Genomic DNA, 26,380 nt, shown 5'->3' with positions numbered 1-26,380 from the left:
TTTAGCACTAAAGGAGTTCTCGATGAACGCACGCACCATCGTCGTCACCGGCGGCGGCACCGGCATCGGACGAGCCGTGGCCGCGGGCTTCGCGGCCGCCGGCGACACCGTCGTCGTCACCGGGCGGCGGCGGTCGAAGCTGGACGAGACGGTCGCCGAGCTCGGCGCGAAGGTCAGCGCCGTCGACTTCGACGCGTCCGACCCGGCCGCCGTCACCGAGGCCCTGCACCGGCTGCCGGCCACGATCGACGTCCTGGTCAACGCCGCCGGCGGCAACACCGGCATGGACCACCCGGCGCCCGAGCCCGGCGACCTCGCCGCCGAGGCGGCGGCCTGGCGGGCCAACTTCGACGCCAACGTGCTGACCGCCGTGCTCATGACGACCGCGCTGCTGCCGCGGATGCCGTCCGGCGGGCGCATCGTCACGATCGGCTCGATCGCGGCCCGGCGCGGCGGCGGCGACTACGGCGCGGCCAAGGCGGCCATCGAGGCGTGGACGGCGTCACTGGCGGCCGAGATCGGGCCGCGCGGCCTGACCGCCAACGTCGTCTCCCCCGGCCTGACCGTCGGGACGGAGTTCTTCCGCGACCGGCTCACCGACGCCCGCCGCGAGCGCCTGGTCGGCGACACCATGACCAAGCGCGAGGGCACCGTCGAGGACGTCGCCGCCGCCGTCCAGTACCTCGCCGCGCCCGCCGCCGGGCACGTCACCGGCCAGATCCTGCACGTCAACGGCGGCGCCTACCTCGGCCGCTAGGACGCGCGATGCCGGCGGCCATGCGGCCGCCGGCATCGTTTCCGTCAGGGTGCGACGACCTCGACCTCGTAGCCGTCGTCGTTCTCCATGTAGGCCGCGTAGTGGTGCGGGCCGCCGGCGTGCGGGTGGCGGTCGGCGAACATGAGGTGCCAGCCGTAGGCCGGCGCCTCGGACACGATGCGGTCGACCATCCACTGCTCCGGCACCGCCAGCGCCAGGTGGTTGAGGCCCGGGGCCTTGCGGTCGTAGGCGACCCAGCTGAGGTCGGGCGAGCACTCGATGACGACGTACGGGCCGCCGCCCGGCGCCTGCCAGGACCGGCCGTTCTCCCACGCCTGGAACAGCGTCCAGCCCAGCCGCTCGAACAGCCAGCCGAACGAGCGGGTGGCGGCGTCGAGGTCGCGGACCCAGATCTCGATGTGGTGCAGGCCGGTGGACGGCGTGCTGGACGGCGCCAGCGAGGAGTCTTCGGGAGCCGGCTCGGGTGCTCGCTGGTACTGCTCCTGCGGCTGCGGCGCGGCCGCCGGCGGGGGCGACTGGCCGTAGGACGGGTCGAGCGCGCGCAGCACGGGGTCGAGCTCGCTCACCGCGGAGTCGGTCAGCGGGTCGTACGCCTGGGTGTCGTACTGGCTGGTGCCGTGCGACGTACCGTGCGAGGTGCCGTGCGAGGTGTCGTAGTAGGCCGGGTAGGACGGGTTCGACGGCGGGCCGGCCGGCGCGGGCGGCTGGCCGTAGCCGCCGGCGGCGGGCGGCGGCATGACCGGCGGCGCGGCGGGCGGCTGTGCCACCGGCGGCGCGGCGGGTGCGCCCATGGTCGGCGCGCCCGCGGGCAGGCCCGGCGTGCCCGGCGGGAGCCCCCCGCCCTGCGAGTACGCGTTCGCCGGCACCTGCTGGTGCTGCTGCGACTGCTGCGCGGCCGCCTTGCGACGCGTGCGCAGCTCGGACGCGGCGGCGTCGAGCCAGTCGTCGACGTCGTCCATGACGTAGCCCTCGCGCATGCGGACGACCTTGAACTCCTCGGCCTCGATCTGCTCCGGCGTCACGCTGCGCCCCGCGGGCCGGCCGTCGAGCGCGTCGATCACCAGATCGACGAAGTCGTCGACGACGTCAAGGTCATAGCCCTCACGCATACGAGTGGTACGGAACTCAGGCTCGCGACTGACGGCCACCAGGTGTCACTCTCCTCCCGAACACAGAACGGCCGGCTTCGGGCGATTCCGCGGGCGGTGAGTCCAGCCAGCTCACCACTCGCGAAGCCGATATCCCCCGAGACCGGCCGAGCAAAGCGCAATGCATACTAATCACCAACGGTAGCCAACTGACCACACGCCCCGTCGATGTCGCTCCCCCGGGTGTCCCTGATGGTCACCGGAACACCCCGTTCCTCCAGCGCGGCGACGAACGCAGCCTCGTCCTCCGGCTTCGACGCGGTCCACTTCGAACCCGGTGTCGGGTTGAGCGGGATCGGGTTGACGTGCACCCAGCCGCGGCCGCGCTCGTTCAGCAGCTTCCCGAGTAGGTCACCGCGCCACGCGTGATCGTTGATCTCGCGGATCAACGCGTACTCGATGGACACCCGCCGCCCGGTCTTCTCGAAGTAGGCGCGCGCGGCGTCGAGCGCCTCGCCGACCTTCCAGCGCGTGTTCACCGGCACCAGCTCGTCACGCAGCTCGTCGTCGGGCGCGTGCAGCGACAGTGCCAGCCGGACGCCGAGGTTCTCGGCGGCCAGCTTGTCGATGGCCGGCACCAGCCCGACGGTGGACACCGTCACCCCGCGCCGGCCGATGCCCAGCCCCGACGGCGCGGGGTCGGTCATGCGGCGCACGGCGGTGACGACGGCCTTGTAGTTGGCCAGCGGTTCGCCCATGCCCATGAAGACGACGTTGGTGACCCGTCCGGTTCCCCCGGCGATCTCTCCGCCGGCCAGCATGCGTTCGGCTGCCACGACCTGTTCGACGATCTCGGCCGCCGACATGTTCCGGGTGAGCCCCTGCTGTCCGGTGGCGCAGAACGGGCAGTTCATGCCGCAGCCGGCCTGGCTCGACACGCACAGCGTGACCCGCGGGCGGTCACCGGTGTAGCGCATGAGCACGCTCTCGACCAGGGCGCCGTCGAACAGCCGCCACAGCGTCTTGCGCGTGGTGCCACCGTCGGTCTCGAGGTGTTTCACCGCCGTCGTGAGCGTCGGCAGCATGGTCGCCGCCAGCGTGTCGCGCACGGCCGCCGGGACGTCCGTCATCTGCGCGGGGTCGTTGACGTGGCGGGCGAAATAGTGCCGCGAGAGCTGGTCGGCCCGGAAGGGCTGCTCCCCGAGTTCGGCCACGGCCTGGCGGCGGGCATCGACGTCGAGGTCGGCGAGATGGCGGGGCGGCTTGCCACGCCGGGCGGGAACGAGCGTGAGCTCACCGGGTCTGGGCATGATGGCGACCATTGTCCCACGTTCGGTGCGCTGATGACGTATGTCGAGGTCGAGGGGGCCGATCGGCCGGTCCCGTCACCGGCCGATCGGTCCGGCTCACGGATCGAGCCGATTCGGCCAACGGAAAGGAAGGTCTCGCCGCCAGTGGAGAGACACGTGTGCCATCACATCGATGTCGGCCGTTCCCACGGAGCTGCGCAACGGTGCTCGGCGTCATGACCGGACCACGGCTCGGTCTCGTTGCCTGCGCCGCCGGTGGCGTCGAGGATCTCCGCCACCACCTCATCGAGCCGCTGCGCGCGGCCGGCTGGACGGTGGCGGTCACGCTCACGCCGACGGCCGCAAGCTGGCTTCGGGAGTCGGGTGAGATCGACCGGATCGAGGCTGCGACCGCTCTCCCCGTCAGATCCGAGCCACGACTCCCGTGGGAGGTCAGTCCACATCCACCCGTCGACTGCTACGCCGTCGTTCCGGCGACCGCGAACACCGTCGCCAAGCTCGCCCTGGGCATCGCGGACAACCAGGGACTGACCCAGGTCGGCGAAGCCCTCGGGACCGGTCATCCGCCCGTGGTGATCTTCCCGCGCGTCAACGCCGCGCATGCGGCGCATCCAGCGTGGGAAGCGCACCTCGCCACGTTGCGGCGCGCCGGCGCTCACCTGGTGTACGGCGACGACGTGTGGCCACTGCACCGTCCCCGCTCCGCCCCCGGGCGCCGCCTCCCCTGGCGCGCCATCAGGCTGGCGATCGAGAACGCCGTCAGGTCGTGACGACGTACTCCAGCACGAGCCACACCAGCGGCGCCGTCGGCAGCAGGGAGTCGAGGCGGTCCATGAGGCCGCCGTGGCCGGGCAGCAGCTGGCTCATGTCCTTGATGCCGAGGTCACGCTTGATCAGCGACTCCCCCAGATCGCCCAGCGTGGCCCCGACGACGCCGGTGACGCCGAGCACGACGCCGGTCCACCAGGGGGCGTCGAACGCATACACCGCCACCGGGACGGCCACGCCGATGCCGAGCAGCAGCGAGCCGCCGAACCCCTCCCAGGACTTCTTCGGGCTGACGCTCGGCGCCATCGGGTGCCGTCCGGCCAGCACGCCGGCCAGCAGGCCGCCGGTGTCGGACGCCACCACGACGACCAGCAGCGCGAACACCCACCAGGCGCCGTCGTCGGGACGCAGCATGAGCATCGCGAACCCGGCCAGGAACGGCACGTAGACGCTGGTGAAGATGCCCGCCGACACGTCGCGCAGGTAGCCCGGACGAGGATCGCCCAGCCGCCACGCGCAGACCGCGGCCACCGTCAGCCCGAGGCCCACCAGCAGCGGCGAGCCGCCGCCGAGGTAGGCGCCGACCAGCATGAGCACCGTGCCCAGCACCACCGGGACGACCGGGACCTGGATGGCCCGCCCGCCCAGCGCCGTCGCCAGCTCCCAGACCGCCACCACCATGACGATGACGACGAAGCCCGCGAACGCCTGCTCCAGCAGGAACAGCGTGCTGAGCACGACGGCGCCCAGGCCGAGCCCGACCAGCGTCGCGGCCCGCAGGTCGCGCCCGGCCCGCCCGTGCCGGCGTGACCTGTTGCCCGGCGCTTCGTCCGTCATCACCACGTGTGTACTCGCCGGCACCTCAGACCTCGAGGAGCTCGGCTTCCTTGTGCTTGAGCAGGTCGTCGATCTGCTCGACGTAGGTCTTGGTCACCGTCTCGAGCTGCTTCTCCGCGCGCGCGACGTCGTCCTCGCCGGCCTCGCCGTCGCGGGCCAGCTTGTCGAGCGTCTCCTTGGCGTGGCGGCGCACGCTGCGGATGGACACCCGGGCGCCCTCGGCCTTCTCGCGGGCCAGCTTGATGTACTCGCGGCGCCGCTCCTCGGTGAGGGCGGGCAGCACCACGCGCAGGATGTTGCCGTCGTTGGTGGGGTTGACGCCGAGGTCGGAGTCGCGGATGGCCCGCTCGATGGCCCCGAGCGAGCCCTTGTCGTAGGGCTGCACGGTGATCATGCGGGCGTCGGCCACGTGGAACGACGCGAGCTGGCTGACCGGGGTCGGCGCACCGTAGTAGTCGACCACGATCTTGTTGAACAGCGACGGATGGGCCCGGCCGGTGCGGATGGTGGCGAAATCATCCTTGCCGACGACTACGGCCTTCTCCATCTTCTCCTCGGCCTCGAGGAGGGTCTCGTCGATCACCACTACTCCTTCGCTTGCTGTGTGGCGACGATCCTAGAGGACCGCCCGGGCGCTGCCGCCTCGTTCAGGCCTCGACGACCGTCTCGATGTTCGACGCGACCAAGGTACCGATGCGCTCGCCCCGGATCGCACGCGCGATGCCGTTCGGCTCGCCGAGCCCGAAGACGACGATGGGCAGCTGGTTGTCCATGCACAGGCTGAAGGCGGCCGGGTCGGCGACGTTGAGCCGCTGGCGCAGGACGTCGGCGTAGGTGATGCTGCGGTATTTGCGGGCCGACGGGTCCTTGCGGGGGTCGGCCTCGTAGACGCCGTCGACGCCGTTCTTGCCCATGAGCAGGCGGTCGCAGCCGATCTCCAGCGCGCGCTGGGCGGCGACGGTGTCGGTGGTGAAGTACGGCATGCCGGCGCCGGCGCCGAAGATGACGACCCGACCCTTCTCGAGGTGCCGGGCGGCGCGGCGCGGGATGTACGGCTCGGCGACCTGCCCCATGGTGATGGCGGTCTGCACCCGGGTGTCGACGTCGAGGTGCTCGAGGAAGTCCTGCAGCGCCAGGCAGTTCATCACCGTGCCCAGCATGCCCATGTAGTCGCCGCGGGCGCGGTCCATGCCGTGGTGCTGCAGCTCCGCGCCGCGGAAGAAGTTGCCGCCGCCGACGACCACGGCGACCTGGACGCCGTCCTTGACGACGACGTCGGCGATCTGCCCGGCGATGCCCTTGACCACCTCGGGGTCGACGCCGACGGCGCCGCCGCCGAACACCTCGCCGGACAGCTTCAGCAGCACCCGGGTGGGGGCTGCCTCGGCTGAGGCCGGCACCGGTGCGGTTCCGTCTGTCTCCGTCACGGTGCCGGCCTCCTGGGTGTCGAGATGGGTCGGTCCTGGGCTCGCCTGGAGGTCAGGCCTCGAGGCGGACGATCCGCTGGACGGTGACGCCGGCCTCGGCCAGCACCGCGCCGACCGACTTCTTCGACTCCTTCACCGACGGCTGGTCGACCAGCACGGTCTCCTTGAAGAAGCCGTTGACCCGGCCCTCGATGATCTTCGGCAGCGCCTGCTCGGGCTTGCCCTCCTCGCGGGCGGTGGCCTCGGCGATGCGCCGCTCGTTCTCGACGACGTCGGCGGGGACCTCGTCGCGGGTGGCGTAGGTGGCCTTCAGCGCGACGACCTGCATGGCGGCGTCGCGGGCGGCCTGCTGGGCCGCGTCGGAGCCGTCGGAGGTGTACACGACGTACGAGCCCACCTGGTACGGCAGGTCGGCGGCGCGACGGTGCAGGTAGGTGGCGAACTCGCCCTCGACGACCGCGACGGCGCCGATCTCGATCTTCTCGCCCATGACGACGGCGGCGGCGTCGACCGCCTCGCCGACCTTGCGGCCGTCGGCCAGCGGGGCGCCCAGCAGGGCGTCGACGTCGGCCGGCTTGGCCTGCGCCGCGGCCGCGACGATGTCGGCCGCGAGCTGCTGGAAGTCGGCGTTCTTCGCGACGAAGTCGGTCTCGCAGGCCAGCACGATCATGGCCGGCCCCTCGGCGGCGACCAGGCCGTTGGCCGTGGTGCGCTCGGCGGCGCGCTTGGCCGCTTTGGCCGCGCCCTTGATGCGCAGCGCCTCGATGGCCTGGTCGAAGTCGCCGCCGGCCTCCTCGAGCGCCTTCTTGGCGTCCATCATGCCCGCACCGGTGGCATCGCGCAGCCGCTTGACGTCGGCCGCAGTGACGTTCGGCATCCTCACACTTCTCTCTGAATCAGTTCGCTGGTGTGGTCTGGTGACGGCCCGGGCGGACGTCCGCCCGGGCCGTGGTGATCGTCAGGCCTGCTGCGTGGCCGGCTCGTCGGCCGGGGCCTCGGCAGCGGCGTCCGCGACCGGCTCGGCGGCCGGCTCGTCGGTGGCCGGCTCGTCGGTGGCCGGCTCGTCGGCGGCCGGCGCCTCGGCAGCGGGGGCCTCAGCGGCCGGCGCCTCGGCAGCGGGAGCCTCGGCCGCAGGGGCCTCGGCGGGCGCGTCGGCCTCGGGAGCCGGAACCGCCTCGGCGGCCGGCGCCTCGGCGGCCGGCGCCTCGGCGACGGGCTGCGACTGGAGCAGCTCCTTCTCCCACTCGGCCAGCGGCTCGTCGGACGCCAGCTCGGCGCCCTCGGCCGCCTCGCCCCGCTGACCCGAGCGGCCCAGCAGGCCGTCGGCGACGGAGTCGGCGACGACGCGGGTCAGCAGGCTGACCGCGCGGATGGCGTCGTCGTTGCCCGGGATCGGGAAGTCGACCTCGTCGGGGTCGCAGTTGGTGTCGAGGATGGCCACGATCGGGATGCCGAGCTTGCGGGCCTCGTCGACGGCCAGGTGCTCCTTCTTGGTGTCGACGATCCACACCGCGCTGGGCACCTTGGCCATGTTGCGCACGCCGCCGAGCGTGCGCTCGAGCTTGTCCTTCTCACGCTTGCGCATGAGAAGCTCCTTCTTCGTCAGACCCGAGCCGGCGACGTCGTCGAAGTCGAGCTCCTCGAGCTCCTTCAGCCGCTGCAGCCGCTTGTTGACGGTCTGGAAGTTGGTCAGCATGCCGCCCAGCCACCGCTCGGTGACGTAGGGCATGTTGACGCGGGTGGCCTGCTCGCGCACGGCCTCCTGGGCCTGCTTCTTCGTGCCGACGAAGAGCACCGTGCCGCCGTGGGCGACGGTCTCCTTGACGAACTCGTAGGCGCGGTCGATGTAGGACAGCGACTGCTGCAGGTCGATGATGTAGATGCCGTTGCGCTCGGTGAAGATGAAGCGCTTCATCTTCGGGTTCCAGCGGCGGGTCTGGTGCCCGAAGTGCACGCCGCTCTCGAGCAGCTGACGCATGGTGACGACGGCCATGGCCTCGTCCCCTCCTCTCGCACCGGTCGCTTGCGCCCGATGCGTCGTTCCGGTTCATCGCGACGGTGGTCGGCCGCCGCGCCTGGTGCCCACCGGCCCACCGCCACCCGCCGTCCGCTCGAATGCGCACGTCAGGACCGACGACGATGACCGTGCTCAGGGCACGCGAATTTGACCCAGGGAAACTGGGCCGTTCACAAGTGTACGGGACGCACGCACCCGGTCTCCACCTCGTCCCGCCCATGATCATCAACCTTGTGAGCTGCCGGGGCGACACAGAAGGTTGATGATCATCGGTTTTCAACAGGACCCCGGGCGTTCACCGCGGGTTCACGGGCGTGCGGTTGGCTGCCGGACGTGCTGCCCGCCCACCCGTTCGGCCCGCCGCTGGTCGCCACCCTCAGCGCCGACGGCGACCAGGTCACCCTGCAGTGGGTCGCCGCCGACGACGACTGGGTGTCGCTGGGCGAGCACGTCGGCGCGTTCGACGTGCCCGGCGCCGACGCGCTGACCGGGGCCGAGCTGCTCGCCCGCTCCCCCGGCGTCGCCGACTACCTGCTCCAGCACCTGACCGTCGCGCAGGACGGCGCCGCCTGCGCGGGCCGCGTCGAGACCGTCGACCCGCTGGGAGAGGGCGCGCGGCTGGTGTACGACTGCGCCGCGCCGGTCGCCGAGGTGGAGCTGACGGTGTCGGCGTTGACCGACCTCAACGAGAGCTACCGGACCGTGGTCTCCACCGAGGGATCGGACGCCCAGACGCTGTTCACCGCCGGCACCGCGACCCAGCCGTGGGACTTCGCCGGCGGCGACGGCACCTCGTCGGCGCTGCCGCTGCTGATCGCGGCCGGCGCGCTGCTGCTGGTCGGTGTGGTCGCCGGGCTGCTGTGGTGGCGGCGGTCGGCCGCGAAGGCGCCCCGTCCCGTCGCGGAGCTCGTCACCGGTCCGTGACGCCGTGCAGGTGGCAGGCCGCGGCCTGCTCCGGCCCGGCCGGCTGCAGGACGGGGTCGTGGTCCGGGCACGGCTCGAACGCCTTCGGGCAGCGGGTCCGGAACCGGCAGCCCGACGGCGGGTCGGCCGGGCTCGGCACGTCCCCGGTCAGGACGATCCGCTGCCGCGTCCGCTCGCGACCGGGCTCCGGCACCGGGACGGCCGACACCAGCGCCTCCGTGTACGGGTGCGCGGGCGCGGACGACACCGAGGCCCCGGCGCCGAGCTCGACCACACGGCCCAGGTACATGACGGCGACGCGGTCGGCCACCTGCCGCACGGCCGCGAGGTCGTGCGAGACGAACAGGTAGGTCAGCCCGAACTCGCGCTGCAGCCGCACCAGCAGGTTCACCACCTGCGCCTGCACGGACACGTCGAGCGAGGCGATCGGCTCGTCGCACACGACGAACTCCGGCTCGCCGGCCAGCGCCCGCGCGATGCCGACCCGCTGCCGCTGGCCGCCGGAGAACTCGTGCGGGTAGCGGCTGCCGTGGTCCGGGTTCAGCCCGACGACCTCCATCAGCTCGCCGACGCGGGCCCGCCGCGCCGCCCGTCCGCGGTGCAGCTTGTGGATCGCCAGCGGCTCGCCGATCGACTCGGCGACGGTGCGCCGGGGGTCCAGCGACGCGTACGGGTCCTGGAAGATCATCGCCGTGCGCCGGCGCAGCGCCCGCAGCTCGCGCCGTCCGGCCGCCGTCACGTCCAGGCCGTCGAACTCCACCGTCCCGCCCGTCGGCTCGACCAGCCGCAGCAGGGCGTTGCCCAGCGTCGACTTGCCGCACCCGGACTCGCCCACCAACCCCAGCGTCTCGCCGCGGCGGACCTCGAGGTCGACGCCGTCGACGGCGCGCACCGGGCCGAAGTGAACGCGCAGGTCCGAGGCGCGCAGCAGCACGTCGCTCATCGGCCGGCCACCTCCCCCGCGTAGAACGTCGCCGCCCGGTGCTCGGCAGCGCTGCCGGGCACGGGACTCAACGGCGGCGGCTCGGTCGCGCAGCGGGCGTCGGCGCGCACTGGGCAGCGGGGGTGGAAGGCGCAGCCGGGCGGCAGGGCGACCGGGTCGGGCGGCAGGCCCGGCATCGTCACCAGCTCGTCCCGCTCGCGCGCCGGCCGCGGGTCGTCCACCACCGGCAGCGCGCCGAGCAGCCCGCGCGTGTACGGGTGCGCGGGCCGGCCGAACAGCTCGTCGACGGCGCCCTCCTCGACGCAGCGGCCGGCGTACATGACGACGACGTGGTCGGCGATGCCCGCGACGACGCCGAGGTCGTGGGTGATCCAGACGACGCCCATCCCGTGCTCGTCCTGCAGCTTCTCGATCAGCTCCAGGATCTGCGCCTGGACGGTGACGTCGAGCGCCGTCGTGGCCTCGTCGGCGATCAGCACCTTCGGGTTGCCGGCCAGCGCGATCGCGATCATCACCCGCTGGCGCATGCCGCCGGACAGCTGGTGCGGAAACGCGCGCAGCCGGCCGGGCGCGTCGGGGATGCCGACCTCGGTGAGCAGCTCCGCGGCGCGGGAGCGGACGCCGTCGTCGGACACCTTCTCGTGCGCCCGCAGCGCCTCGCCGATCTGCCGCTCGATCGTCAGCACGGGGTTGAGCGAGGTCATCGGGTCCTGGAAGACGACGCCGATGCCGGCGCCGCGGACCTTACGCAGCTCCTCCTCGGACCGGCCGATCAGCTCGTCGCCGTCGAAGATCGCGCTGCCGCTGACGTCGGCGGTGCCGGGCAGCAGGCCGAGCAGCGCCAGCGAGCTGACGCTCTTGCCCGACCCCGACTCCCCGACGACGGCGAGCGTGCGGCCCGGGTGCAGCTCGAACGAGAGCCCGTTGACGACGCGGGCGGGACCGCGGCGGGTGCGGAACGCGACGTGCAGGTCGTCGACGGTGAGCAGCGGCGCCGTCATGCGCTCACCCCGGTTCCGGCCATCGCCTGACGTTGACGCGGATCGAGCACGTCGCGCAGCGCGTCGCCCAGCACGTTGAACGCGAGCACCGTCACGAAGATCGCCAGGCCCGGGAAGACCGCCATCCACCAGGCCTGTTCCACGAAGCCGCGGCCCTCGGCCAGCATGCGGCCCCACGACGGGTCCGGCGGCTGGGTGCCGAGGCCGACGAAGCTCAGCGCCGCCTCGGAGAGGATCGCGAACGCCAGGCTGATCGACGTCTGGACGATGATCGGCGCCGTCACGTTCGGCAGCACGTGCCGGCCGATGATGCGCAGGTCGCCGGCGCCGGCCGAGCGGGCCGCCTTCACGTAGACCTCCTCGCGGACGCTGAGCACGCTGGCCCGGGTGATGCGGGCGAAGATCGGGGTGTAGACGATGCCGATCGCGATCATCGCGTTCGTCGAGCCGGGCCCGAGGATCGCCAGCACCGCGATCGCCATCAGCATCGCCGGGAATGCGAACAGCACGTCCGACAGCCGCATCAGCACGTCGTCGACCCAGCGGCCGTAGTAGCCGGCCAGCAGGCCGATCAGCACGCCCGCGACCAGCGAGATCCCGACGGCGACGGCGCCGACGCGCAGCGACACCTCCGCGCCCAGGATCACCCGCGACAGCACGTCGCGGCCGAGCTCGTCGGTGCCGAACCAGTGGTCGCCGCTGGGGCCCTGCAGCCTGTTGCTGACGTCGGTCGCGGTGGCGGAGTACGGCGCCAGCTGCTCGCCGAGGAACGCCGTCACGATCAGGACGACCAGCACCGCGGCCGCCACGATCGCCGTCGGGCCGCGGAACAGCAGTTTGAGCGTCTCGGCGGCTCTCATCGCGCGCTCCTGTACGTGATGCGCGGGTCCAGCCGTGCGTATGCGAGGTCCACGACCAGGTTGACCAGCAGGAAGATGACGGCGAACAGCAGGACCGTGCCCTGCAGCACCGGGTAGTCGCGCGACTCGACCGCCTGGAAGGCCAGCTGCCCGAGCCCCGGCCAGGCGAACACGTACTCGACCACGACGACGCCAGACAGCAGGTACGCGAGCTGGACGCCGCCCACCGTCACCAGCGGGACCAGCGCATTGCGCAACACGTGCCACGTCAGCACGTCCCGGGCCCGCATGCCCTTCGCCCGGGCGGTCCGCACGTGGTCCTGGCCGAGCGACTCCAGGACCGACGAGCGGACGAACCGGGTCAGGATGGCGCCGCTGGACACGCCCGCGGCGATGGCCGGCAGGATCAGGTGCCGCGCCCACTCGACCGGGTCCTCCGTCAGCGGGACGTAGCCGGCCGACGGCAGCCAGCCCAGCGTCCCGGCGAACACCAGGATGAGCAGGATGCCGAGCCAGAAGTCCGGCACGCTCAGCCCGGCCTGGCTGGACAGGCTGGCGAACCAGTCGACCGGCTTGCGCGGGTTGAGCGCCGAGAGCGTGCCGAGCGGGATCGCGATCAGCAGCGCCACGATGATCGCCGCGACGGCGAGGCTCAGCGTCGCCGGCAGGCGCTCCAGGATCAGCGACAGCACCGTCTCGCCGGTGCGGAAGCTGACCCCGAAGTCGCCGATCGCCGCGTTGCCGATCCAGGTGAAGAACTGCACGGGCACGGGGTCGTCCAGGCCCGCGCGCTCGCGCAGCGCCTCGTACGTCGCCGGGTCGGCCTGCTGGCCGAGCGCGGCGCGGATCGGGTCGCCCGGCACCAGCTGCATGATCGCGAAGACCAGCACGCTGACGCCGAGCAGCACCGCGACCGACTGAGCCAGCCGCCGCAGCGCGTACCGCGTCACTCCGGCAGCCTCACGGTCTCGAAGTTGATCGCCTTGTCCGCACGGATCTCGTAACCCTCCAGGCCCGGCGCCCACGCCTGCACGACGTCGGGGTTGTACAGGTACAGGTAACTGACGTCGTCGACGATCAGCTCGGCCGCCTGGTCGTAGAGCGTCTTGCGGGCGTCCTGGTCGGTCTCGGCCGCCGCCTGGTTCAGCAGGTCGTCGACCTCGGGGTTGCAGTAGCCCTGGAAGTTCGAGGTGCCCTCGCAGACGTGCTGGGCGTGGTAGAAGCCGAACGGGTCCAGGTTGCCCAGCCAGCCGAGCAGGAACGCGTCGTAGTCGCCGGCGGCCTGACGGTCCAGCCAGGTGGCGAACGCCTCCTGCTCGATGCCGATCTCGACGCCGACCTCGGCCAGCTGCGCCTGGATCACCTGGGCGGCCTGGACGGTCTCGGGGTACTCGTCGGTGACCATGAGCGCCATGGGCTGGGGGCTGGCCGCGGCGTTGGCCTCGATGAGTTCTGCTGCCTGGTCGGGGTCGTGCTCGAACGGGGCGTACTCGTGGTACCAGCGGCTCTGCTCCGGGATCGCCGTCTGGTTCGTCGTCGCCGCGCCGAACCTGGCCGCCTCCGTCACCTCGTCGCGGTCGATGCCGAAGGCGACGCCGCGGCGGAAGTCGCGGTTGTCGAACGGCGGCTTCGTCTGGTTCATCGCGAGGTACCAGTAGTCGACGCTCGGCGTGACGCCCAGCTCGACGTCCTCGTCGTCCTGCAGCCCCTCGATGTCCTGCGGCGGCACGTTGTCCGTCCAGTGCACGTCGCCGGAGCGCAGCGCCGTCAGGGCCGCCGCCGGCTCGCTGACGTACTGGAACTCCACGCCGTCGACGAGCGCGGGGTCGCCCCAGTAGTCGTCGTAGCGGGCCAGTGTGACGCCGTTGGCGCCGGCCTCCACGAGCGTGAACGGCCCGGTGCCGACGGCGGTCGTCGCGAGGTCGGTCTGTTCCGCCGCGCCCTCGGGGATGATCGACATGCCCTTGAAGCCGCCGATGTTGTCCAGGAGCGCCGGGGTGGGCGCGGTCAGCGTGATGGTGACCGTCTGCGGGTCGGTCGCCTCGACGCTCGCGACGCTGGCGAACCGGTAGGCGTTGGCCAGCTGCTCGTTGATGATGCGGTTGTACGAGTAGACGACGTCGGCCGCCTCGAAGGTGCTGCCGTCGTGGAACGTGACCCCCTCACGCAGGGTGAAGGTCCACGTCAGGCCGTCCTCGCTGGTCGTCCACTCGGTCGCGAGGCTGGGCTGGAACTCCCCCTCCGCGTCCGGCACGACGAGGGTGTCGTAGACGTTCTCGAGGATCTGGAAGCTGGCGTAGGCCTGGGTCTTGTGCGGGTCGAATTGGTCCGGCTGCGCGGAGATCGCCGCGATGAGGGTGCCGCCGTCCGAGGCGCCGTCGCCGCCGTCGCTGCCCTCGTTGTCGCCCGCGCCGGTCTCGCCGCCGCCCGCCGGATCGTCCACGTCGACGTCGTCACCGCCGCCACAACCCGCGCTGACCAGCGCGATCACCGCAAGAGCGACCGCATGACCAAGGACCTTGCCACGATTCATATCAGCACCCATACCCGTCTGCTCGCATCATTCACGTCGCGCTTCGTCACACCGGTCTCACCCTCGACCCTTCCGGCCCAGGGGGTGGGGTCGTCCAGTCGAGCCCCGCGCCGCCCCGCCTTCGTTGCGACTTCGTGATGTACCTGTGAGCGGATCGCCCGGCGTGTCGCTGGCGCCCGCGTTGTCCACAGCCCTCTTCAAGTCGCCGACTTGTCCCCAAATCCGCTCCGCCCCGCTGCGCCGCCCCGGCTCGCCGCGTTGGCTCGCAGACATGACCCCTCTTCTCGCCTCCGTCCTCGCCCTCGCCGCCCTCGTCCCCGCCCTCGCCCCAGCCCCCAGCGGCCTACCGCCCCAGCACTCCGCGTTCCCCCACGACGCCGCGTCAGCCCGAACCGCCCTCGCGCCCGCCACCCCGCCGACCATCAGCAGCCCGCCACCCGACGCCGCGCTACCGGCCGCGCTCAGCCCTCCGTCCACTGCGTCTCCCGCCGCCGTCGGCCCGCCACCCGCGGCCGCCCCGGCCGCCGTCGGCCCACCGCCATCCGTCTCCCCGCCGCACCCCGCGTTGCCCGCCGCCGCCACGCCAATTCGAACCGCCCCCGCGTCCGCCGCCAATCCGCACCCCGCGACCCCCTTCGTCGTCGCATCGACCGGCATCGCTCCGAGAGCGCCGTCCAGCCCTGCACCGCCTACCGGTCTCCCCTCGATGCCGCCGACGAACGCCGACTGGGTCTATCCCGTCGGCCCACCGGGTGGGCCGGCCTAGGTCGTCAACGGGTTCGATCCGCCGGAGCACGCCTGGTCCGCCGGCCACCGCGGCGTCGACCTCGCGGCGACCGCTGGCGCCGAGGTCCGCGCCGCCGGCCCCGGCACCGTCACGTACGCCGGCCCGATCGCCGGCCGCGGCGTCGTCGTCATCGATCACGGCACACTGCGCACCACCTACGAGCCCGTCACTCCTACCGTCGGCGTCGGCGATGACGTCGGTGCGGGCCAGCCGATCGGCGTCCTCGAGTCGGCCGGCAGCCACTGTGCGCCCGCCGCCTGCCTGCACTGGGGCGCGCGCGAGGGCGAGGAGTACACCGATCCGCTCGCGCTGGTCGGCAGCGGACCGGTGCGACTGCTCCCGCTCGGCCCGCGCACCCTCACCGGCGACCCGCCGCCACCACCGTCGCAGCCACCCCAGTCGGGCGCGCTCGCCTGGCCGGTCGCCGCGCCCCGCGTCACGTCGCCGTACGGCATGCGGGTGCATCCGATCACCGGCGAGCGCAAACTCCACGACGGCGTCGACGTCGCCGCCGCATGCGGCGCACCGATCCGCGCGTCCGCCGCCGGGCGGGTGACCGACGCCGGGGAGCGAGGGGCGTACGGGCTGCAGCTCACCGTCGACCACGGCCGCATCCGCGGCGCCCCGCTCAGCACGTCCTACAGCCACCTGTCGGCGTTCTCGGTGACCGCCGGCCAGCCGGTCCGGGCGGGCCAGGTGATCGGGCGCGCCGGCACCACCGGACTCTCGACCGGCTGTCACCTGCACTTCATGCTCTACGCCGCGGGCCGCGTCACCGACCCTGTGCCCTGGCTCCCCGCAGCCTCGGCCGCGACAAGTTACCTTGCCAAGGCTGCCCGCCCGGAGTACCGTCGTTGACAGCCCCATTCATCGCACCCAGCGCCCGCAAACACGGGGTCGCCGACGACGACATGCTCCACGCCTACCGCTGCGCGATCAGTTTCGAAGAGCAGGACGAGCAGATCTTCCTGCTGATCGGGGCCGACCGGTCGGCCCGATTGCTGGAGCTAGCAGTCCTCCAATCCACCAGTGGACCAGTGATCATTCACGCGATGGCCGCCCGACCGAAGCACCTGCGGTGATGCCCATGCCCATGTCCCTCCAGGAGGCCCTGGAACACGCCGACGAACTCGCGCGCCGCATCGAGGAGCGCGAGCCCGATCCGGACGGCTTCAAGGACGCCCGGTCATTGGGCGCCATCTACCGAGCGGTCCAAGCACGTGCCCAGGCCGACCGCGACATCGTCGAGGCCGTGACCGAAGCACGGCGCGTCGGGCTTCCGTGGTGGCTGATCGGCTCCTACCTCGGCACGTCCGGTGAGGCCGCTCGCCAGCGCTACAGCAAGCTCATCGCCGCCTGAACAGGTGTCGCCGGCGTTTCGGCGCCAGACGCATTCGGGCGCGCCGCTCGGAGTCGGTGGTGCGACGGGGCACGGCTGGCGCTCCGGAGAGGGACGCTGTTCGCGGCGCACGTGGTATCCGCGACTCTCGCGTCCGGCCTTCGCGTACCGACGGGCACAGCGAGGGGGCCGGGCCGCGGCCTGACCTCGTCCCGACGCCGTAGGTGCGGCGGGCCACCCCGTCGGTAGCATCGTCGTCAGGCGCGCGGATGCGCCTGCTTGTACGCCTTGCGCAGCCGGTCGACCGAGACGTGGGTGTAGATCTGCGTCGTGCCGAGGGAGGCGTGGCCGAGCAGTTCCTGAACGCTGCGCAGATCGGCGCCGCCCTCCAGGAGATGGGTCGCGGCGGTGTGACGGAGACCGTGCGGGCCAAGGTCGGGCGCTCCGGGCACCGCTCGGAGCCGCCGGTGCACGACGGTGCGGGCGGCGCGCTGGTCGAGCCGGCCACCGCGGACGCCGACGAACAGGGCGGGGCCGGCGGCGGGTGTGGCCAGCTTCGGCCGGCCCGCACGCAGCCACACGTCGAGCGCCTCGGCCGCCGGCACGCCGTACGGCACCGTGCGCTCCTTGCGACCCTTGCCGAGAACGCGCACGACCCGGCGGCCGTCGTCGAGATCGTCGACGTCCAGGCCGACCAGCTCGCCGACCCGGATGCCGGTGGCGTACAGCAGTTCCAGCAGCGCGTGATCGCGCAGGTTCACCGGATCGCCGTCGGACGCGTCGTCGGCGGCCGCGTCCATCAGCGTCGAGGCCTCGCCCGCCCGCAGCACCTCGGGCAGTGCCCGGCGCGCCTTCGGCGTCGCGAGCACGGCGCCGACGTCTTCGGCGAGCAGCCCGTTGCGGTGCGCCCACGCCGTGAACACCCGCGCCGCAGAGGCCCGCCGAGCGATCGTCGCGCGCGACCGGCCGAGCGTGCTCTGCCGGGCGAGCCAACTGCGCAGTGTGGCGAGGTCGAGTTGGCCGACCTCGGTGCGCCCCAGCTTCGCCAGGTGCTCCATCAACGCCGCGATGTCGCCGGTGTAGGCGCGGATCGTGTGCTCGGACCGGTCGCGCTCCGCCGCCAGATGCCGCGCGAACCCCACGACCGCGCCGGCCAGCGCCTCGGGCAGCTCCTCGTCGGCGTCCATGCCTCCAGGATCGCCCGTCGACGCGCGCGGACGGCGCCGCCACGCGGGACGGCGGCCGGCCCACGCACAAGCAAGCCGATCAACGAGCTGACGGCAGCGCGGACGGCGCCGCCACGCGGGACGGCGGCCGGCCCACGCACAAGCAAGCCGATCAACGAGCTGACGGCAGCGCGGACGCTGCCGCCACGCGGGACAGCGGCCGGCCCACGCACAAGCAAGCCGACCAACGAGCGGAGAACTGCGCGGACGCTGCCGCCACGCGGGACAGCGGCCGGCCCACGCGCAAGCAAGCCGATCAACGGGCGGAGAGCCGCGCGGACGGCGCCGCCACGCGGGATGGTGGCCGGTCCACGCGCAAGCGAGCCGATCAACGTGCGAAGAGCCGCGCGGACGGCGCCGCCACGCGGGACGGCGACCCGGCCTGCCCGCCAAGGAGCCGCGCCCGGCCCACCCACCAACGAGCCGCGCCCGGCCTGCTCGCCAAGGAGGTGCGCCCGGCACCGGAAGCCGGCAACTGCCGGCAGCGGTGCCGACCAGTGTCGGCCGGCACCACTGGACGAGCAGCGGCGTCAGTCGTCGAGGACGAAGGTGACCTCGAGGGCCACCTGGTACGCGACGATCTCACCGTCGCGGATCTCGACCTTCTGGTCCTTGACCCAGGCGCCCGAGACGTTGCGCAACGTCTGGTTGGCGCGCGCGATGCCCAGGCGGACCGCGTCGTCGAAGCTCGTCTCGGAGCGAGCGCTGATGTTGGTGATACGTGCGACAGAGCCCATGAGCGGTTCCCCTCTCCCTGCCGGCGCCGCCGGATGGCGTGGCGCCCATTGGGTCCATGCATACCCCTTCCAGCCTGGTCATGTGCGGGTTTCCAGCGGACTGATCGTCGAACCGAGCCGCCAGCCACCGTCCTCGCGGGTCACCCAGCCGGCGACGGCCAGCTCTCGCAGCACGATCGCCACGGTGTGGGCAGGCAGGCCCGTGCTGGCGGCGAGACCCGCGACGGTGTCGACGGCGTCGGCGTGCATGAACTCGCGGACCATCGCGTGCGCCGGCAGCAGGTCGTCGATGGGACGGGACTCGCGCTCGGGGTCGGGCGGCATGTGCTCGCCCAGCCGGCCGATGGCCTCGAGCACGTCGGCGACGCTGGTGACCAGCGTTCCGGCGCCATCGCGGACGAGCGTGTGGCAGCCGGCGGAGAGCGCCGACGTGATGGGGCCGGGCACCACGAGGGTCTCGCGGCTGAGCTTCTGCGTCCACGTGGCCGTGCTGAGCGCCCCCGACCGAAGCGCGGCCTCGACCACGATGGTGCCTGCGCTCATGGCCGCGATGATGCGGTTGCGGGCGAGGAACCACGCCCGCATGGGCCGGCTGCCCGGCGGCACCTCGCTGACGATCAGGCCGTCGGCGGCGATGCGTTCGAGCAGCTGAGCGTGCGTACGTGGATAGGGCACGTCGACGCCGCAGGCGAGCACCGCGATGGTCGGGCCGCCGACGCCGAGGGCGCCGCGGTGCGCGGCGGCGTCGATGCCGTACGCGGCGCCGGAGATGACCGTGCGCCCGGCCAACGCGAGGTCGGTCGCGAGATCGGACGCGACCCGCGCGCCGTAGCGCGTGCAGGCCCGCGACCCGACCATGGCGACGGCGGACTCGGTCAACGCCACGAGATCGCCGTCGCCGTACAGCCAGAGGCCGAGCGGTGGCGGCACCCGCTCGCCGTAGTCGAGCGTGGCTGCCATGTCGTCGAGCGGCACGGGCCAGCCGGGCTCGCCGGGACACAGGTAGCGGATGCCGGCGTGGTCGGCCCGCTCCAGTATCTCGGCGCCCTCGACGTGCTCGGCACGACGCTGCAGGACCCGGGACCGATCGAGGACGTCGTCGCCCCCGAGGACCGCGCGCCAGGTGACGTCGGCGCCGACGTCGCGGATCCGCAGGGCGATCCGTTCGTCGCCCGGTTCGGTGACGGCGGACAGTGCGGCGCGCGCCGCGCGATCGGCCGATGCCGTGGTCACGTTGATCTGTTCGGCGCTCATACGGGTTCCCCCAGCCGGAGCCGGAGTGCCCTGAGAACGTCGTCAGCGGTCGGACGGTCGCGGCCGGCGAGGTCGGCGATGGTCCAGGCGACCCGCAGGACGCGGTCGACCCCGCGCAGGGTGAGGCTGCCGTCGCGGACCCGGGCGAACGCCGGCGCGGTGATGTCGGCCGGCAGCTTCAGCTCGCGCCGCAGGTACGGGCCGGGCAGTTCGCCGTTGCACCGCCACGACGTGCCGCGCAGCCGTCGCTCCTGCCTGGCCCGGGCCTCGGCGACGCGGTCGGCGACCACCTTGCTGGGCTCGGCGGCGGTGTCGAGCTCGGCCACGGTCGGAGCGTCGACGTCGACGCGGAGGTCGACGCGGTCGCGGACCGGGCCGGACAGCCGCTGCCCGTACCGGCGTACGGAGTCGGGTTTGCAGGTGCACTCGCGGACCGTGCTGCCGAAGTTGCCGCATGGGCACGGGTTCTGCGCCATGACCAGCAGAAACCGAGCCGGGAAGACCGACGTGGCCTCGGACCTGGCCAGCGTGAGGGTTCCGCTCTCGAGCGGCTGGCGCAGGGAGTCGAGGATGCGCGCCGGGAACTCCGGCACCTCGTCGAGGAAGAGGATGCCCCGGTGCGCCAAGCTGGCTGCGCCTGGGGCCGGCACGCGTGAGCCGCCGCCGACGATCGCGACCAGCGACGATGTGTGGTGCGGGTCGACGAACGGCGGCCGGATGATCAGCGGACGGCCTGGCGGCAGCGTGCCGGCGAGGGAATGGATGGACGTGACCTCGAGTGACTCGTCGAGGGAGAGGTCGGGCAGCAGCGACGGCAGCCGCTGCGCCAGCATGGTCTTGCCCGAGCCGGGTGTTCCGGACAACAGCAGGTGGTGATGGCCGGCGGCGGCGATCTCGACCGCGCTCTTCGCGGCGTCCTGACCGGCCACGTCGGCGAGGTCGAGCGACTCGCCCTCGGCGCCCGGCGGGAGCACGTCGGGCGTCTGGTCGAGTTCGTCGCGCACTTCGTCGGGAATCTCGGCGCCGCGAAGGTACGCGAGCACCTGGCGCAGCGACCGGGCGCCGAACACGCGCATACCCGGGATCAGCCGCGCCTCGGCCGCGTTGGGCTCGGGAACGACGGCATGCGTCAGGCCGGCGCGATCGGCGGCCAGGACGGCGGGGAGCACGCCGCGGACCGGGTGCAACCGCCCGTCGAGCGCCAGTTCGCCCAGGAACAGCACGCCGTCGACGGCGCCGAGCGGGACCTGCTCGTCAGCCGCGAGGATGGCCACGGCGACGCCGAGGTCGAAGTGGCTGCCACGTTTGGGCAACGCCGCGGGTGACAGGCTGACGGTGATGCGTTGCAGCGGCCAGGTCTCGCGGCTGGACATGATGGCCGCACGGACGCGGTCGCGCGACTCGTACAACGACGCGTCGGGCAGCCCGACCAGCGAGAACCCCGGCATTCCGCCGATGTGCACCTCGATGTCGACCACCGTGCCCCGCACGCCGACGATCGTCACGCTGCGGCAGCGAGCCAGGCGGGTCATTGCGCACCTCGGACATGGACGACCTGCGGCGGGTCGTGTCGAAGCCGGTGGACGGCGATGACGTCGACCCGGAGGGCCGCGCCCACGCGGCCTGATTGCTCGCGCCAGCGCAGGGCGAGGCGGTACAGCCGGGCCAGTTTCTCCGGCGTGACGGCGTCGAGACCCGAGCCGAAGCCCAGGCCACTGCGCGTCTTGACCTCACAGACGACGACGGTGGCGCCGTCGAGCGCGACGATGTCGATCTCGCCGATGTCGCAGCGCCAGTTGCGTTCGAGCACGACGAATCCGGCCTGCTCCAGATGCTCCGCGGCGACCTGTTCGCCGTAGATGCCGACGGTGTCCTTGACTCGCACCGGCCTCACCTCCCGATACCGAGCCTTGTCGGATCGGGCGGACGGTTCGACCGCGGAACCGCGGAATGTGGACAACTGGAGGAACTGCTGGTGCCTGTGGACGAGCCACGATCTCGCCAGGCGCAGGAGGTCGCGCGGCCCAGCCGGTCAGGTGGGCGCAGCCGTCAGGACTTGGGGATCTCGAGGTCGCTCTTCGCGAGTTCCTCCACGTTCACGTCCTTGAACGTGACGACCTTGACGTTCTTGACGAAGCGGGCCGGGCGGTACATGTCCCAGACCCAGGCGTCGCTCATGGTGACCTCGAAGTAGACGTCGCCGCCTTCGCCGCGGACCTGGAAGTCGACGTTGTTGGTGAGGTAGAAGCGGCGCTCGGTCTCCACGACGTACGAGAACAGGCCGACCACGTCGCGGTACTCGCGGTAGAGGGAGAGCTCCATCTCGGTCTCGTACTTCTCGAGATCCTCAGCACTCATAGGTCGGGTTCCCCTTTCCAGCCTTCGTCTCCAAGGGATACCACGCGCGCGACGTTGGCGTAGGACCGACGGTGAACCGGGCTGGGCCCGTGCGTGGTCAACGCCTGCTGATGATCGTCGGTCACGTAGCCCTTGTGTGCGTCGAACCCGTAGGCGGGCCACTGTTCGTGCAGGTCACACATGATTCGGTCGCGGGTGACCTTGGCGATGACGGACGCCGCCGCGATGCAGGCCGCCACTTGGTCACCCTTCCACATCGCGAGCCCGGGTACGCCGAGGCCGGTGACCGGGAAGCCGTCGGTGAGAACGTACGACGGCGCGGGGTCGAGGCGGGCGAGGGCGCGGCGCATGGCGATGATGTTGCTGCGGTGCAGCCCGACGCGGTCGACCTCGTCGGGCGGGACGATGATGACGGACCAGGCGACCGCGCGGGCGATCACCTGCTCGTAGGCGCGCTCACGCGCCAGCGGCGTGAGCAGCTTGGAGTCGGCCAGCCCGGGCACCTCACCCCGCTTGCCCGGCGCGAGGACGGCGGCACCGACGACGAGCGGGCCGGCGCACGCGCCCCGTCCGGCCTCGTCGGCGCCCGCGACCGGCGCGAACCCGGACCGGGCCAGCGTCCGCTCGTAGGCGTACAGTCCGGCGTCGCGCCGGACCAGGATGCGTCGTCGGGCGAGTGTGGGCATGACGGATCAGGGTTCGGGGACGTCGTCGAACACGCCGTTGCTGCCGAGGCCGCCCCAGCGGCTGAACGGCCAGGCGATGGCGAACGCCCGCCCGACGACGAGGTCCTCGGAGAACGTGCCGTGGATGCGGGAGTCGCCGGAATTGGAGCGGTGGTCGCCCATGACGAACAGCTCGCCGTCGGGGACGGTGCGCTCGAACTCGTTCAGCGACGGGGAGTCGCCCGGGTAGAGGTACGACGACTCGTCGATGGCGGTGCCGTTGACGGTGAGCTGCCCGGCGTCGTCGCAGCAGGCCACGGTGTCGCCGCCGACACCGATGACGCGCTTGATCAGGTGCTCCTCGGAGTCGTCGGGCAGCACGCCGACGAACTCGAAGACGTCCTTGATGGCGCCGCCGACGCCGGTGCCGCCGGACGGCGCTTGGTCGCCCAGCCAGCGGTCGGGGTCTTCGAACACGACGACGTCGCCGCGGTGGATCTCACCGAACTGCAGGCTGATCTTCGACACCAGCACGCGGTCGCCGACCAGCAGGGTGTCTTCCATCGACCCGGACGGGATGAGGAACGCCTGGACGAGGAAGATGCGCACGACCGTGGCGATGAGCAGGGAGAGCGCCACCACGATGGCGGTCTCTTTGAAGAAGGCGGCCAGGCCGTTCCGAGTGCCCGCGTTCGGCGTCTCGGTGTCGTCGCCACCGCGACGCGGGCTCCCGTCGCCTTCCCGAGGCGCGCTCTCCTCGGTCACGGCATCTCCCTGGGGTTTCCGGGGCGAGCCCGGCGAAGAGTCGAACGCTTCCGGTGGCACGTGAGCAACAATACGTGCCTCGGGCACGCAACCCGGCGGCGGTGCCGTGTCATGCCGCCGGGTTCCCGTCAGGGGATCGTCAGGCCGTCTCGCGCTTCTCGCGGATCTTGGCGGCCTTGCCACGCAGGTTGCGCAGGTAGTAGAGCTTCGCCCGGCGGACGTCGCCGCGGGTGACCAGCTCGATCTTCTCGATGACCGGGGTGTGCACCGGGAACGTGCGCTCGACGCCGACGCCGAAGCTCACCTTGCGGACGGTGAACGTCTCGCGGATGCCCGAGCCCTGGCGGCGGATGACGACGCCCTGGAAGACCTGGATGCGGGAGCGGTTGCCCTCGACGACGCGGACGTGGACCTTGAGGTTGTCGCCGGCGCGGAAGGCGGGGATGTCGTCGCGCAGCTGCGCGGAGTCGACGGAGTCGAGCAGATGCATGGTGTGTTCGCTCTCTCGCCGGCGCCACAGGTCGCCCGCGGATTCAAGTGCTGTCAGGGTCGGTGTGACCGGACCTTCGCGTCGGCGCTCCCCCTGTGGCAGGGGCGTCGCGAGCCGGGCACCAGCGGATCAGTCTGCCACAGACGGCGGCGGAACCGGAAACCCGGCCGCGTCGAGGACCTCGCGGTCGCGGGCGTCCAGAGCGGCGGGATCGAGGCGGGCGACGAGGTCGGGACGGCGCTCGGCGGTGCGGCGCAGCGCCTGGTCGCGCCGCCACCGTGCGACGTTGCCGTGGTGGCCGGAGAGCAGCACCTCGGGGACGTCCAGCCCGCGCCACGTCGGCGGCTTGGTGTAGACGGGGTACTCGAGCAGGCCGTCGGCGCCGTGCGACTCCTCGACCAGCGACTCGGGGTTGCCGACGACGCCGGGCAGCAGCCGGGCGACCGCCTCGACGACGACCAGCGCGGCGACCTCGCCCCCGTTGAGCACGTAGTCGCCCAGTGACAGCTCGGTGACGGGCATGCGGGTGGCGGCGTCCTCGACGAGACGTGCGTCGATGCCCTCGTACCGCCCGCAGGCGAACACCAGCCACGGCTCGCCGGCCAGCTCGTGGGCGACCTCCTGGGTGAACGGCCGGCCGGACGGCGTCGGCACCAGCAGCCGCGGCACGCTGCCGGAGGCGCCGGAGCCGATGACGTCGTCGAGCGCCGCGCCCCACACGTCGGGCTTCATCACCATGCCGGCGCCGCCGCCGTACGGGGTGTCGTCGACCGTGCGGTGGCGGTCGGTGGTCCAGTCGCGCAGGTCGTGAACGCGCAGGTCCAGGACGCCGGCTTCGCGAGCCTTGCCCACCAGGGAGAGGTCCAGCGGCGTCAGATAGTCCGGGAAGATCGTGACGACGTCGATCCTCATTCGAACAACCCGGGTGGCGGATCGACGACCAGCCGGGACGCCGCGACGTCGATCTCCGGCACGATCTCGGTGACGAACGGCACCAGCGCCTCTCCCCCGCCGGGACGCCGGACGGAGAGGAGGTCCTGGCCGGGTGCGTGGATGATCTCGCGGACGACGCCCAGCTCGGCGCCGTCGACGCCGACGACGGCCAGCCCGATCAGCTGGTGGTCGAAGAACTCGTCGGGGTCGCCGGTGGTGGCGCCGTCGGGGATCTCGGCCAGCAGCAGCGTGCCGCGCAGCCCTTCGGCGACGGTGCGGTCGGGGACGGCGTCGAACGTCACCAGCAGCCGCCCGCTGTGCCAGCGGGACCCGAGAACCGTCAGCGGGCCCCGCTGGGCGGGATCGGTGGCGAGCACGGCGCCGTCGGCGAACCGCTCGTCGGGCGTGTCGGTGCGGACATCCACGGAGACCTCGCCGCGGACCCCGTGCGCGCGCCCGATGCGCCCGACGGTGACGATCACCGTGAGGTCAGCGCCCGTCGACGTCGACGAAGTCGATGCGCACGCCGCCGTCGTTCGACAGCGCCGCGACGACCGTCCGGAACGACGTGGCCGTGCGGCCGCCGCGACCGATGACCTTGCCGAGGTCGTCGGGGTGGACCCGGACCTCGAGCAGCCGGCCGCGGCGGAGCTGACGCGTGCGCACGCTGACGTCGTCGGGGTGGTCGACCACCCCGGCGACCAGGTGCTCCAGCGCCTCGGCCAGCATCAGGACTCGTCAGCCTTCGCCTCGGCGGCCGGCGCGTCGTCGGCCTTGGCCTCGGCCTTCGGGGCCTCGTCGGCCTTCGCCTCGGCGGCGGGCGCCTCGTCGGCCTTCGGCTCGTCCGCCTTCGGCTCGTCCGCCTTCGGCTCGTCGACCTTGGCCTCGTCGGCCTTGGCCTCGTCGGCCTTGGCCTCGGACTTCTTGGCGGCGGACTTCTTGGCCGGCTTCTTCTTCGCCGTGGTGGCCTCGGACTTCGGCTCGCCGTGCACCTCGGCCAGCGCGGCGTCGAACGCGGCCCGCTTCTCCGGCTTCGGCTCGGCGACCTTCAGCGTGCCCTCGGCGCCCGGGAGGCCCTTGTGCTTCTGCCAGTCGCCGGTGACCTTGAGGATGGCCAGCACCGGCTCGGTCGGCTGCGCGCCGACGCCCAGCCAGTACTGCGCGCGCTCGGAGTCGACCTTGATGAGGCTCGGCTCGAGCTTCGGGTTGTACAGGCCGATCTCCTCGATGGCCCGGCCGTCGCGCTTGGTGCGGGAGTCGGCCACGACGATGCGGTAGTGCGGCGAGCGGATCTTGCCCATCCGCTTCAGCTTGATCTTGACAGCCACTGGGGTGGAGTC

The 26,380-nt window shown here is 72.4% G+C and carries 31 protein-coding genes and 1 pseudogene; 7 read left to right on the top strand and 25 right to left on the bottom strand.

Annotated elements, in window-relative coordinates; all coding sequences use genetic code 11:
* Positions 1–22: 22 nt before the first annotated feature.
* On the top strand, positions 23–757 hold the full coding sequence (locus BLU82_RS08065) for an SDR family NAD(P)-dependent oxidoreductase (protein WP_092618206.1): 735 nt from the start codon (positions 23–25) through the stop codon (positions 755–757).
* A 44-nt stretch (positions 758–801) separates the two neighbouring features.
* On the opposite strand, the gene BLU82_RS08060 is transcribed toward BLU82_RS08065, so the two are convergent.
* Together BLU82_RS08060 and rlmN are read right to left on the bottom strand one after the other, a co-directional pair.
* On the bottom strand, positions 802–1,887 hold the full coding sequence (locus BLU82_RS08060) for a VOC family protein (protein WP_092618203.1): 1,086 nt from the start codon (positions 1,885–1,887) through the stop codon (positions 802–804).
* A gap of 167 nt (positions 1,888–2,054) precedes the next feature.
* Positions 2,055–3,176: a 23S rRNA (adenine(2503)-C(2))-methyltransferase RlmN gene (gene rlmN / locus BLU82_RS08055; protein WP_092625591.1), complete on the bottom strand. Its 1,122-nt coding sequence runs from the start codon at positions 3,174–3,176 to the stop codon at positions 2,055–2,057.
* Between the two features lie 215 nt (positions 3,177–3,391).
* On the opposite strand from rlmN, the gene BLU82_RS08050 reads away from it, so the two are divergent.
* Entirely contained in the window at positions 3,392–3,946 is a 555-nt protein-coding gene (locus tag BLU82_RS08050) for a flavoprotein (RefSeq protein WP_092625587.1), read from the top strand.
* On the opposite strand, the gene BLU82_RS08045 is transcribed toward BLU82_RS08050, so the two are convergent.
* From BLU82_RS08045 to rpsB, 5 genes are all read right to left on the bottom strand, one after another.
* On the bottom strand, positions 3,936–4,781 hold the full coding sequence (locus tag BLU82_RS08045) for a phosphatidate cytidylyltransferase (protein ID WP_092625589.1): 846 nt from the start codon (positions 4,779–4,781) through the stop codon (positions 3,936–3,938). The two genes, BLU82_RS08050 and BLU82_RS08045, sit on opposite strands and share 11 nt — an antisense overlap.
* A 25-nt stretch (positions 4,782–4,806) precedes the next feature.
* The gene (gene frr, locus BLU82_RS08040) at positions 4,807–5,364 is read right to left on the bottom strand and encodes a ribosome recycling factor (RefSeq protein ID WP_069114050.1); all 558 of its coding nucleotides are present in this window, start codon (positions 5,362–5,364) and stop codon (positions 4,807–4,809) included.
* Positions 5,365–5,428: 64 nt separating this feature from the next.
* The gene (gene pyrH, locus BLU82_RS08035) at positions 5,429–6,208 is read right to left on the bottom strand and encodes a UMP kinase (RefSeq protein WP_092618192.1); all 780 of its coding nucleotides are present in this window, start codon (positions 6,206–6,208) and stop codon (positions 5,429–5,431) included.
* A 52-nt stretch (positions 6,209–6,260) separates the two neighbouring features.
* Positions 6,261–7,085: a translation elongation factor Ts gene (gene tsf / locus BLU82_RS08030; protein ID WP_092618180.1), complete on the bottom strand. Its 825-nt coding sequence runs from the start codon at positions 7,083–7,085 to the stop codon at positions 6,261–6,263.
* A gap of 81 nt (positions 7,086–7,166) precedes the next feature.
* Complete coding sequence (gene rpsB, locus BLU82_RS08025) at positions 7,167–8,201, bottom strand: 30S ribosomal protein S2 (RefSeq protein WP_092618168.1); 1,035 nt, start codon at positions 8,199–8,201, stop codon at positions 7,167–7,169.
* Positions 8,202–8,558: 357 nt separating this feature from the next.
* Here rpsB and BLU82_RS08020 point away from each other — a divergent pair, with 357 nt between their 5' ends.
* Positions 8,559–9,149, top strand: coding sequence for a hypothetical protein (locus BLU82_RS08020; protein WP_092618148.1), 591 nt, complete (start codon positions 8,559–8,561; stop codon positions 9,147–9,149).
* Here the strand turns inward: BLU82_RS08020 and BLU82_RS08015 are convergent.
* The 5 genes from BLU82_RS08015 to BLU82_RS07995 are packed head-to-tail and all read right to left on the bottom strand — an operon-like array spanning position 9,136 to position 14,486.
* Positions 9,136–10,092: an ABC transporter ATP-binding protein gene (locus BLU82_RS08015; RefSeq protein ID WP_092618144.1), complete on the bottom strand. Its 957-nt coding sequence runs from the start codon at positions 10,090–10,092 to the stop codon at positions 9,136–9,138. The genes BLU82_RS08020 and BLU82_RS08015 overlap by 14 nt on opposite strands.
* Positions 10,089–11,093, bottom strand: coding sequence for an ABC transporter ATP-binding protein (locus tag BLU82_RS08010; protein ID WP_092618141.1), 1,005 nt, complete (start codon positions 11,091–11,093; stop codon positions 10,089–10,091). The genes BLU82_RS08015 and BLU82_RS08010 overlap by 4 nt, the downstream gene beginning before the upstream one ends.
* Positions 11,090–11,953 (bottom strand): ABC transporter permease, encoded by an 864-nt coding sequence (locus BLU82_RS08005; protein WP_069113929.1) that lies wholly within the window; start codon positions 11,951–11,953, stop codon positions 11,090–11,092. Before BLU82_RS08005 ends, BLU82_RS08010 begins: the two co-directional genes overlap by 4 nt.
* Complete coding sequence (locus BLU82_RS08000) at positions 11,950–12,903, bottom strand: ABC transporter permease (protein WP_092618138.1); 954 nt, start codon at positions 12,901–12,903, stop codon at positions 11,950–11,952. The genes BLU82_RS08005 and BLU82_RS08000 overlap by 4 nt, the downstream gene beginning before the upstream one ends.
* Complete coding sequence (locus BLU82_RS07995) at positions 12,900–14,486, bottom strand: ABC transporter substrate-binding protein (RefSeq protein ID WP_092618135.1); 1,587 nt, start codon at positions 14,484–14,486, stop codon at positions 12,900–12,902. The genes BLU82_RS08000 and BLU82_RS07995 overlap by 4 nt, the downstream gene beginning before the upstream one ends.
* An 820-nt stretch (positions 14,487–15,306) precedes the next feature.
* On the opposite strand from BLU82_RS07995, the pseudogene BLU82_RS36280 reads away from it, so the two are divergent.
* From BLU82_RS36280 to BLU82_RS07985, 4 genes and pseudogenes are all read left to right on the top strand, one after another.
* Positions 15,307–15,564 (top strand): annotated as a pseudogene (locus tag BLU82_RS36280) (peptidoglycan DD-metalloendopeptidase family protein); the annotation flags it as partial.
* A 36-nt stretch (positions 15,565–15,600) separates the two neighbouring features.
* A complete protein-coding gene (locus BLU82_RS35560) occupies positions 15,601–16,131 on the top strand; it encodes a M23 family metallopeptidase (RefSeq protein WP_197682800.1) in 531 nt (176 codons plus the stop codon).
* A gap of 53 nt (positions 16,132–16,184) precedes the next feature.
* Entirely contained in the window at positions 16,185–16,355 is a 171-nt protein-coding gene (locus BLU82_RS34680) for a hypothetical protein (protein ID WP_172885557.1), read from the top strand.
* A gap of 5 nt (positions 16,356–16,360) precedes the next feature.
* A complete protein-coding gene (locus BLU82_RS07985; RefSeq protein ID WP_092625585.1) occupies positions 16,361–16,633 on the top strand; it encodes a hypothetical protein in 273 nt (90 codons plus the stop codon).
* Between the two features lie 236 nt (positions 16,634–16,869).
* Here the strand turns inward: BLU82_RS07985 and BLU82_RS07980 are convergent, their stop codons facing one another.
* The 13 genes from BLU82_RS07980 to rpsP all read right to left on the bottom strand — a co-directional run bounded on the left by BLU82_RS07980 (position 16,870) and on the right by rpsP (position 26,368).
* On the bottom strand, positions 16,870–17,799 hold the full coding sequence (locus BLU82_RS07980) for a tyrosine recombinase XerC (RefSeq protein WP_092618132.1): 930 nt from the start codon (positions 17,797–17,799) through the stop codon (positions 16,870–16,872).
* A gap of 569 nt (positions 17,800–18,368) precedes the next feature.
* Positions 18,369–18,575 carry a dodecin family protein gene (locus tag BLU82_RS07975; protein WP_053206820.1) on the bottom strand — a complete coding sequence of 69 codons (207 nt, stop codon included), beginning with the start codon at positions 18,573–18,575 and terminating at the stop codon, positions 18,369–18,371.
* A gap of 78 nt (positions 18,576–18,653) precedes the next feature.
* Complete coding sequence (gene dprA, locus BLU82_RS07970) at positions 18,654–19,829, bottom strand: DNA-processing protein DprA (protein WP_092618130.1); 1,176 nt, start codon at positions 19,827–19,829, stop codon at positions 18,654–18,656.
* Positions 19,826–21,361, bottom strand: a complete 1,536-nt coding sequence (locus tag BLU82_RS07965; protein WP_092618127.1) for a YifB family Mg chelatase-like AAA ATPase — start codon at positions 21,359–21,361, stop codon at positions 19,826–19,828. Before BLU82_RS07965 ends, dprA begins: the two co-directional genes overlap by 4 nt.
* Positions 21,358–21,714, bottom strand: coding sequence for a YraN family protein (locus BLU82_RS07960; protein WP_092618124.1), 357 nt, complete (start codon positions 21,712–21,714; stop codon positions 21,358–21,360). Before BLU82_RS07960 ends, BLU82_RS07965 begins: the two co-directional genes overlap by 4 nt.
* Before the next feature lie 164 nt (positions 21,715–21,878).
* Positions 21,879–22,187: a DUF2469 domain-containing protein gene (locus tag BLU82_RS07955; protein WP_069113938.1), complete on the bottom strand. Its 309-nt coding sequence runs from the start codon at positions 22,185–22,187 to the stop codon at positions 21,879–21,881.
* The gene (locus tag BLU82_RS07950; RefSeq protein ID WP_092618121.1) at positions 22,184–22,873 is read right to left on the bottom strand and encodes a ribonuclease HII; all 690 of its coding nucleotides are present in this window, start codon (positions 22,871–22,873) and stop codon (positions 22,184–22,186) included. Before BLU82_RS07950 ends, BLU82_RS07955 begins: the two co-directional genes overlap by 4 nt.
* A gap of 6 nt (positions 22,874–22,879) precedes the next feature.
* Positions 22,880–23,617 carry a signal peptidase I gene (gene lepB, locus BLU82_RS07945; protein ID WP_157740708.1) on the bottom strand — a complete coding sequence of 246 codons (738 nt, stop codon included), beginning with the start codon at positions 23,615–23,617 and terminating at the stop codon, positions 22,880–22,882.
* 139 nt (positions 23,618–23,756) lie between these two features.
* Entirely contained in the window at positions 23,757–24,107 is a 351-nt protein-coding gene (gene rplS / locus BLU82_RS07940) for a 50S ribosomal protein L19 (protein ID WP_069113941.1), read from the bottom strand.
* 129 nt (positions 24,108–24,236) lie between these two features.
* Positions 24,237–25,019 (bottom strand): tRNA (guanosine(37)-N1)-methyltransferase TrmD, encoded by a 783-nt coding sequence (trmD, locus tag BLU82_RS07935; RefSeq protein ID WP_092618117.1) that lies wholly within the window; start codon positions 25,017–25,019, stop codon positions 24,237–24,239.
* Positions 25,016–25,522 carry a ribosome maturation factor RimM gene (gene rimM, locus BLU82_RS07930; RefSeq protein ID WP_092618115.1) on the bottom strand — a complete coding sequence of 169 codons (507 nt, stop codon included), beginning with the start codon at positions 25,520–25,522 and terminating at the stop codon, positions 25,016–25,018. Before rimM ends, trmD begins: the two co-directional genes overlap by 4 nt.
* Before the next feature lie 7 nt (positions 25,523–25,529).
* On the bottom strand, positions 25,530–25,769 hold the full coding sequence (locus BLU82_RS07925) for an RNA-binding protein (protein ID WP_092618113.1): 240 nt from the start codon (positions 25,767–25,769) through the stop codon (positions 25,530–25,532).
* Entirely contained in the window at positions 25,769–26,368 is a 600-nt protein-coding gene (rpsP, locus tag BLU82_RS07920; protein WP_092618112.1) for a 30S ribosomal protein S16, read from the bottom strand. Before rpsP ends, BLU82_RS07925 begins: the two co-directional genes overlap by 1 nt.
* Between the last annotated feature and the right edge of the window lie 12 nt (positions 26,369–26,380).

The organism is Jiangella sp. DSM 45060 (genome assembly GCF_900105175.1).
Taxonomy (GTDB): Bacteria; Actinomycetota; Actinomycetes; order Jiangellales; family Jiangellaceae; genus Jiangella.
Note: the sequence above shows the minus strand (reverse complement) of the source record. Positions and strands in the feature narration are given on the sequence as shown.

What these genes read in the sequence shown, in the direction of transcription:
- BLU82_RS08065 (WP_092618206.1), top strand. Translation starts at nt 23, where the DNA reads ATGAACGCACGCACCATCGTCGTCACCGGCGGCGGCACCGGCATCGGA.
- BLU82_RS08060 (WP_092618203.1), bottom strand. Translation starts at nt 1,887, where the DNA reads ATGCGTGAGGGCTATGACCTTGACGTCGTCGACGACTTCGTCGATCTG.
- rlmN (WP_092625591.1), bottom strand. Translation starts at nt 3,176, where the DNA reads ATGCCCAGACCCGGTGAGCTCACGCTCGTTCCCGCCCGGCGTGGCAAG.
- BLU82_RS08050 (WP_092625587.1), top strand. Translation starts at nt 3,392, where the DNA reads ATGACCGGACCACGGCTCGGTCTCGTTGCCTGCGCCGCCGGTGGCGTC.
- BLU82_RS08045 (WP_092625589.1), bottom strand. Translation starts at nt 4,781, where the DNA reads ATGACGGACGAAGCGCCGGGCAACAGGTCACGCCGGCACGGGCGGGCC.
- tsf (WP_092618180.1), bottom strand. Translation starts at nt 7,085, where the DNA reads ATGCCGAACGTCACTGCGGCCGACGTCAAGCGGCTGCGCGATGCCACC.
- rpsB (WP_092618168.1), bottom strand. Translation starts at nt 8,201, where the DNA reads ATGGCCGTCGTCACCATGCGTCAGCTGCTCGAGAGCGGCGTGCACTTC.
- BLU82_RS08015 (WP_092618144.1), bottom strand. Translation starts at nt 10,092, where the DNA reads ATGAGCGACGTGCTGCTGCGCGCCTCGGACCTGCGCGTTCACTTCGGC.
- BLU82_RS08010 (WP_092618141.1), bottom strand. Translation starts at nt 11,093, where the DNA reads ATGACGGCGCCGCTGCTCACCGTCGACGACCTGCACGTCGCGTTCCGC.
- BLU82_RS08005 (WP_069113929.1), bottom strand. Translation starts at nt 11,953, where the DNA reads ATGAGAGCCGCCGAGACGCTCAAACTGCTGTTCCGCGGCCCGACGGCG.
- BLU82_RS07995 (WP_092618135.1), bottom strand. Translation starts at nt 14,486, where the DNA reads ATGAATCGTGGCAAGGTCCTTGGTCATGCGGTCGCTCTTGCGGTGATC.
- BLU82_RS34680 (WP_172885557.1), top strand. Translation starts at nt 16,185, where the DNA reads ATGCTCCACGCCTACCGCTGCGCGATCAGTTTCGAAGAGCAGGACGAG.
- BLU82_RS07985 (WP_092625585.1), top strand. Translation starts at nt 16,361, where the DNA reads ATGCCCATGTCCCTCCAGGAGGCCCTGGAACACGCCGACGAACTCGCG.
- BLU82_RS07980 (WP_092618132.1), bottom strand. Translation starts at nt 17,799, where the DNA reads ATGGACGCCGACGAGGAGCTGCCCGAGGCGCTGGCCGGCGCGGTCGTG.
- BLU82_RS07975 (WP_053206820.1), bottom strand. Translation starts at nt 18,575, where the DNA reads ATGGGCTCTGTCGCACGTATCACCAACATCAGCGCTCGCTCCGAGACG.
- dprA (WP_092618130.1), bottom strand. Translation starts at nt 19,829, where the DNA reads ATGAGCGCCGAACAGATCAACGTGACCACGGCATCGGCCGATCGCGCG.
- BLU82_RS07965 (WP_092618127.1), bottom strand. Translation starts at nt 21,361, where the DNA reads ATGACCCGCCTGGCTCGCTGCCGCAGCGTGACGATCGTCGGCGTGCGG.
- BLU82_RS07955 (WP_069113938.1), bottom strand. Translation starts at nt 22,187, where the DNA reads ATGAGTGCTGAGGATCTCGAGAAGTACGAGACCGAGATGGAGCTCTCC.
- BLU82_RS07950 (WP_092618121.1), bottom strand. Translation starts at nt 22,873, where the DNA reads ATGCCCACACTCGCCCGACGACGCATCCTGGTCCGGCGCGACGCCGGA.
- rplS (WP_069113941.1), bottom strand. Translation starts at nt 24,107, where the DNA reads ATGCATCTGCTCGACTCCGTCGACTCCGCGCAGCTGCGCGACGACATC.
- trmD (WP_092618117.1), bottom strand. Translation starts at nt 25,019, where the DNA reads ATGAGGATCGACGTCGTCACGATCTTCCCGGACTATCTGACGCCGCTG.
- BLU82_RS07925 (WP_092618113.1), bottom strand. Translation starts at nt 25,769, where the DNA reads ATGCTGGCCGAGGCGCTGGAGCACCTGGTCGCCGGGGTGGTCGACCAC.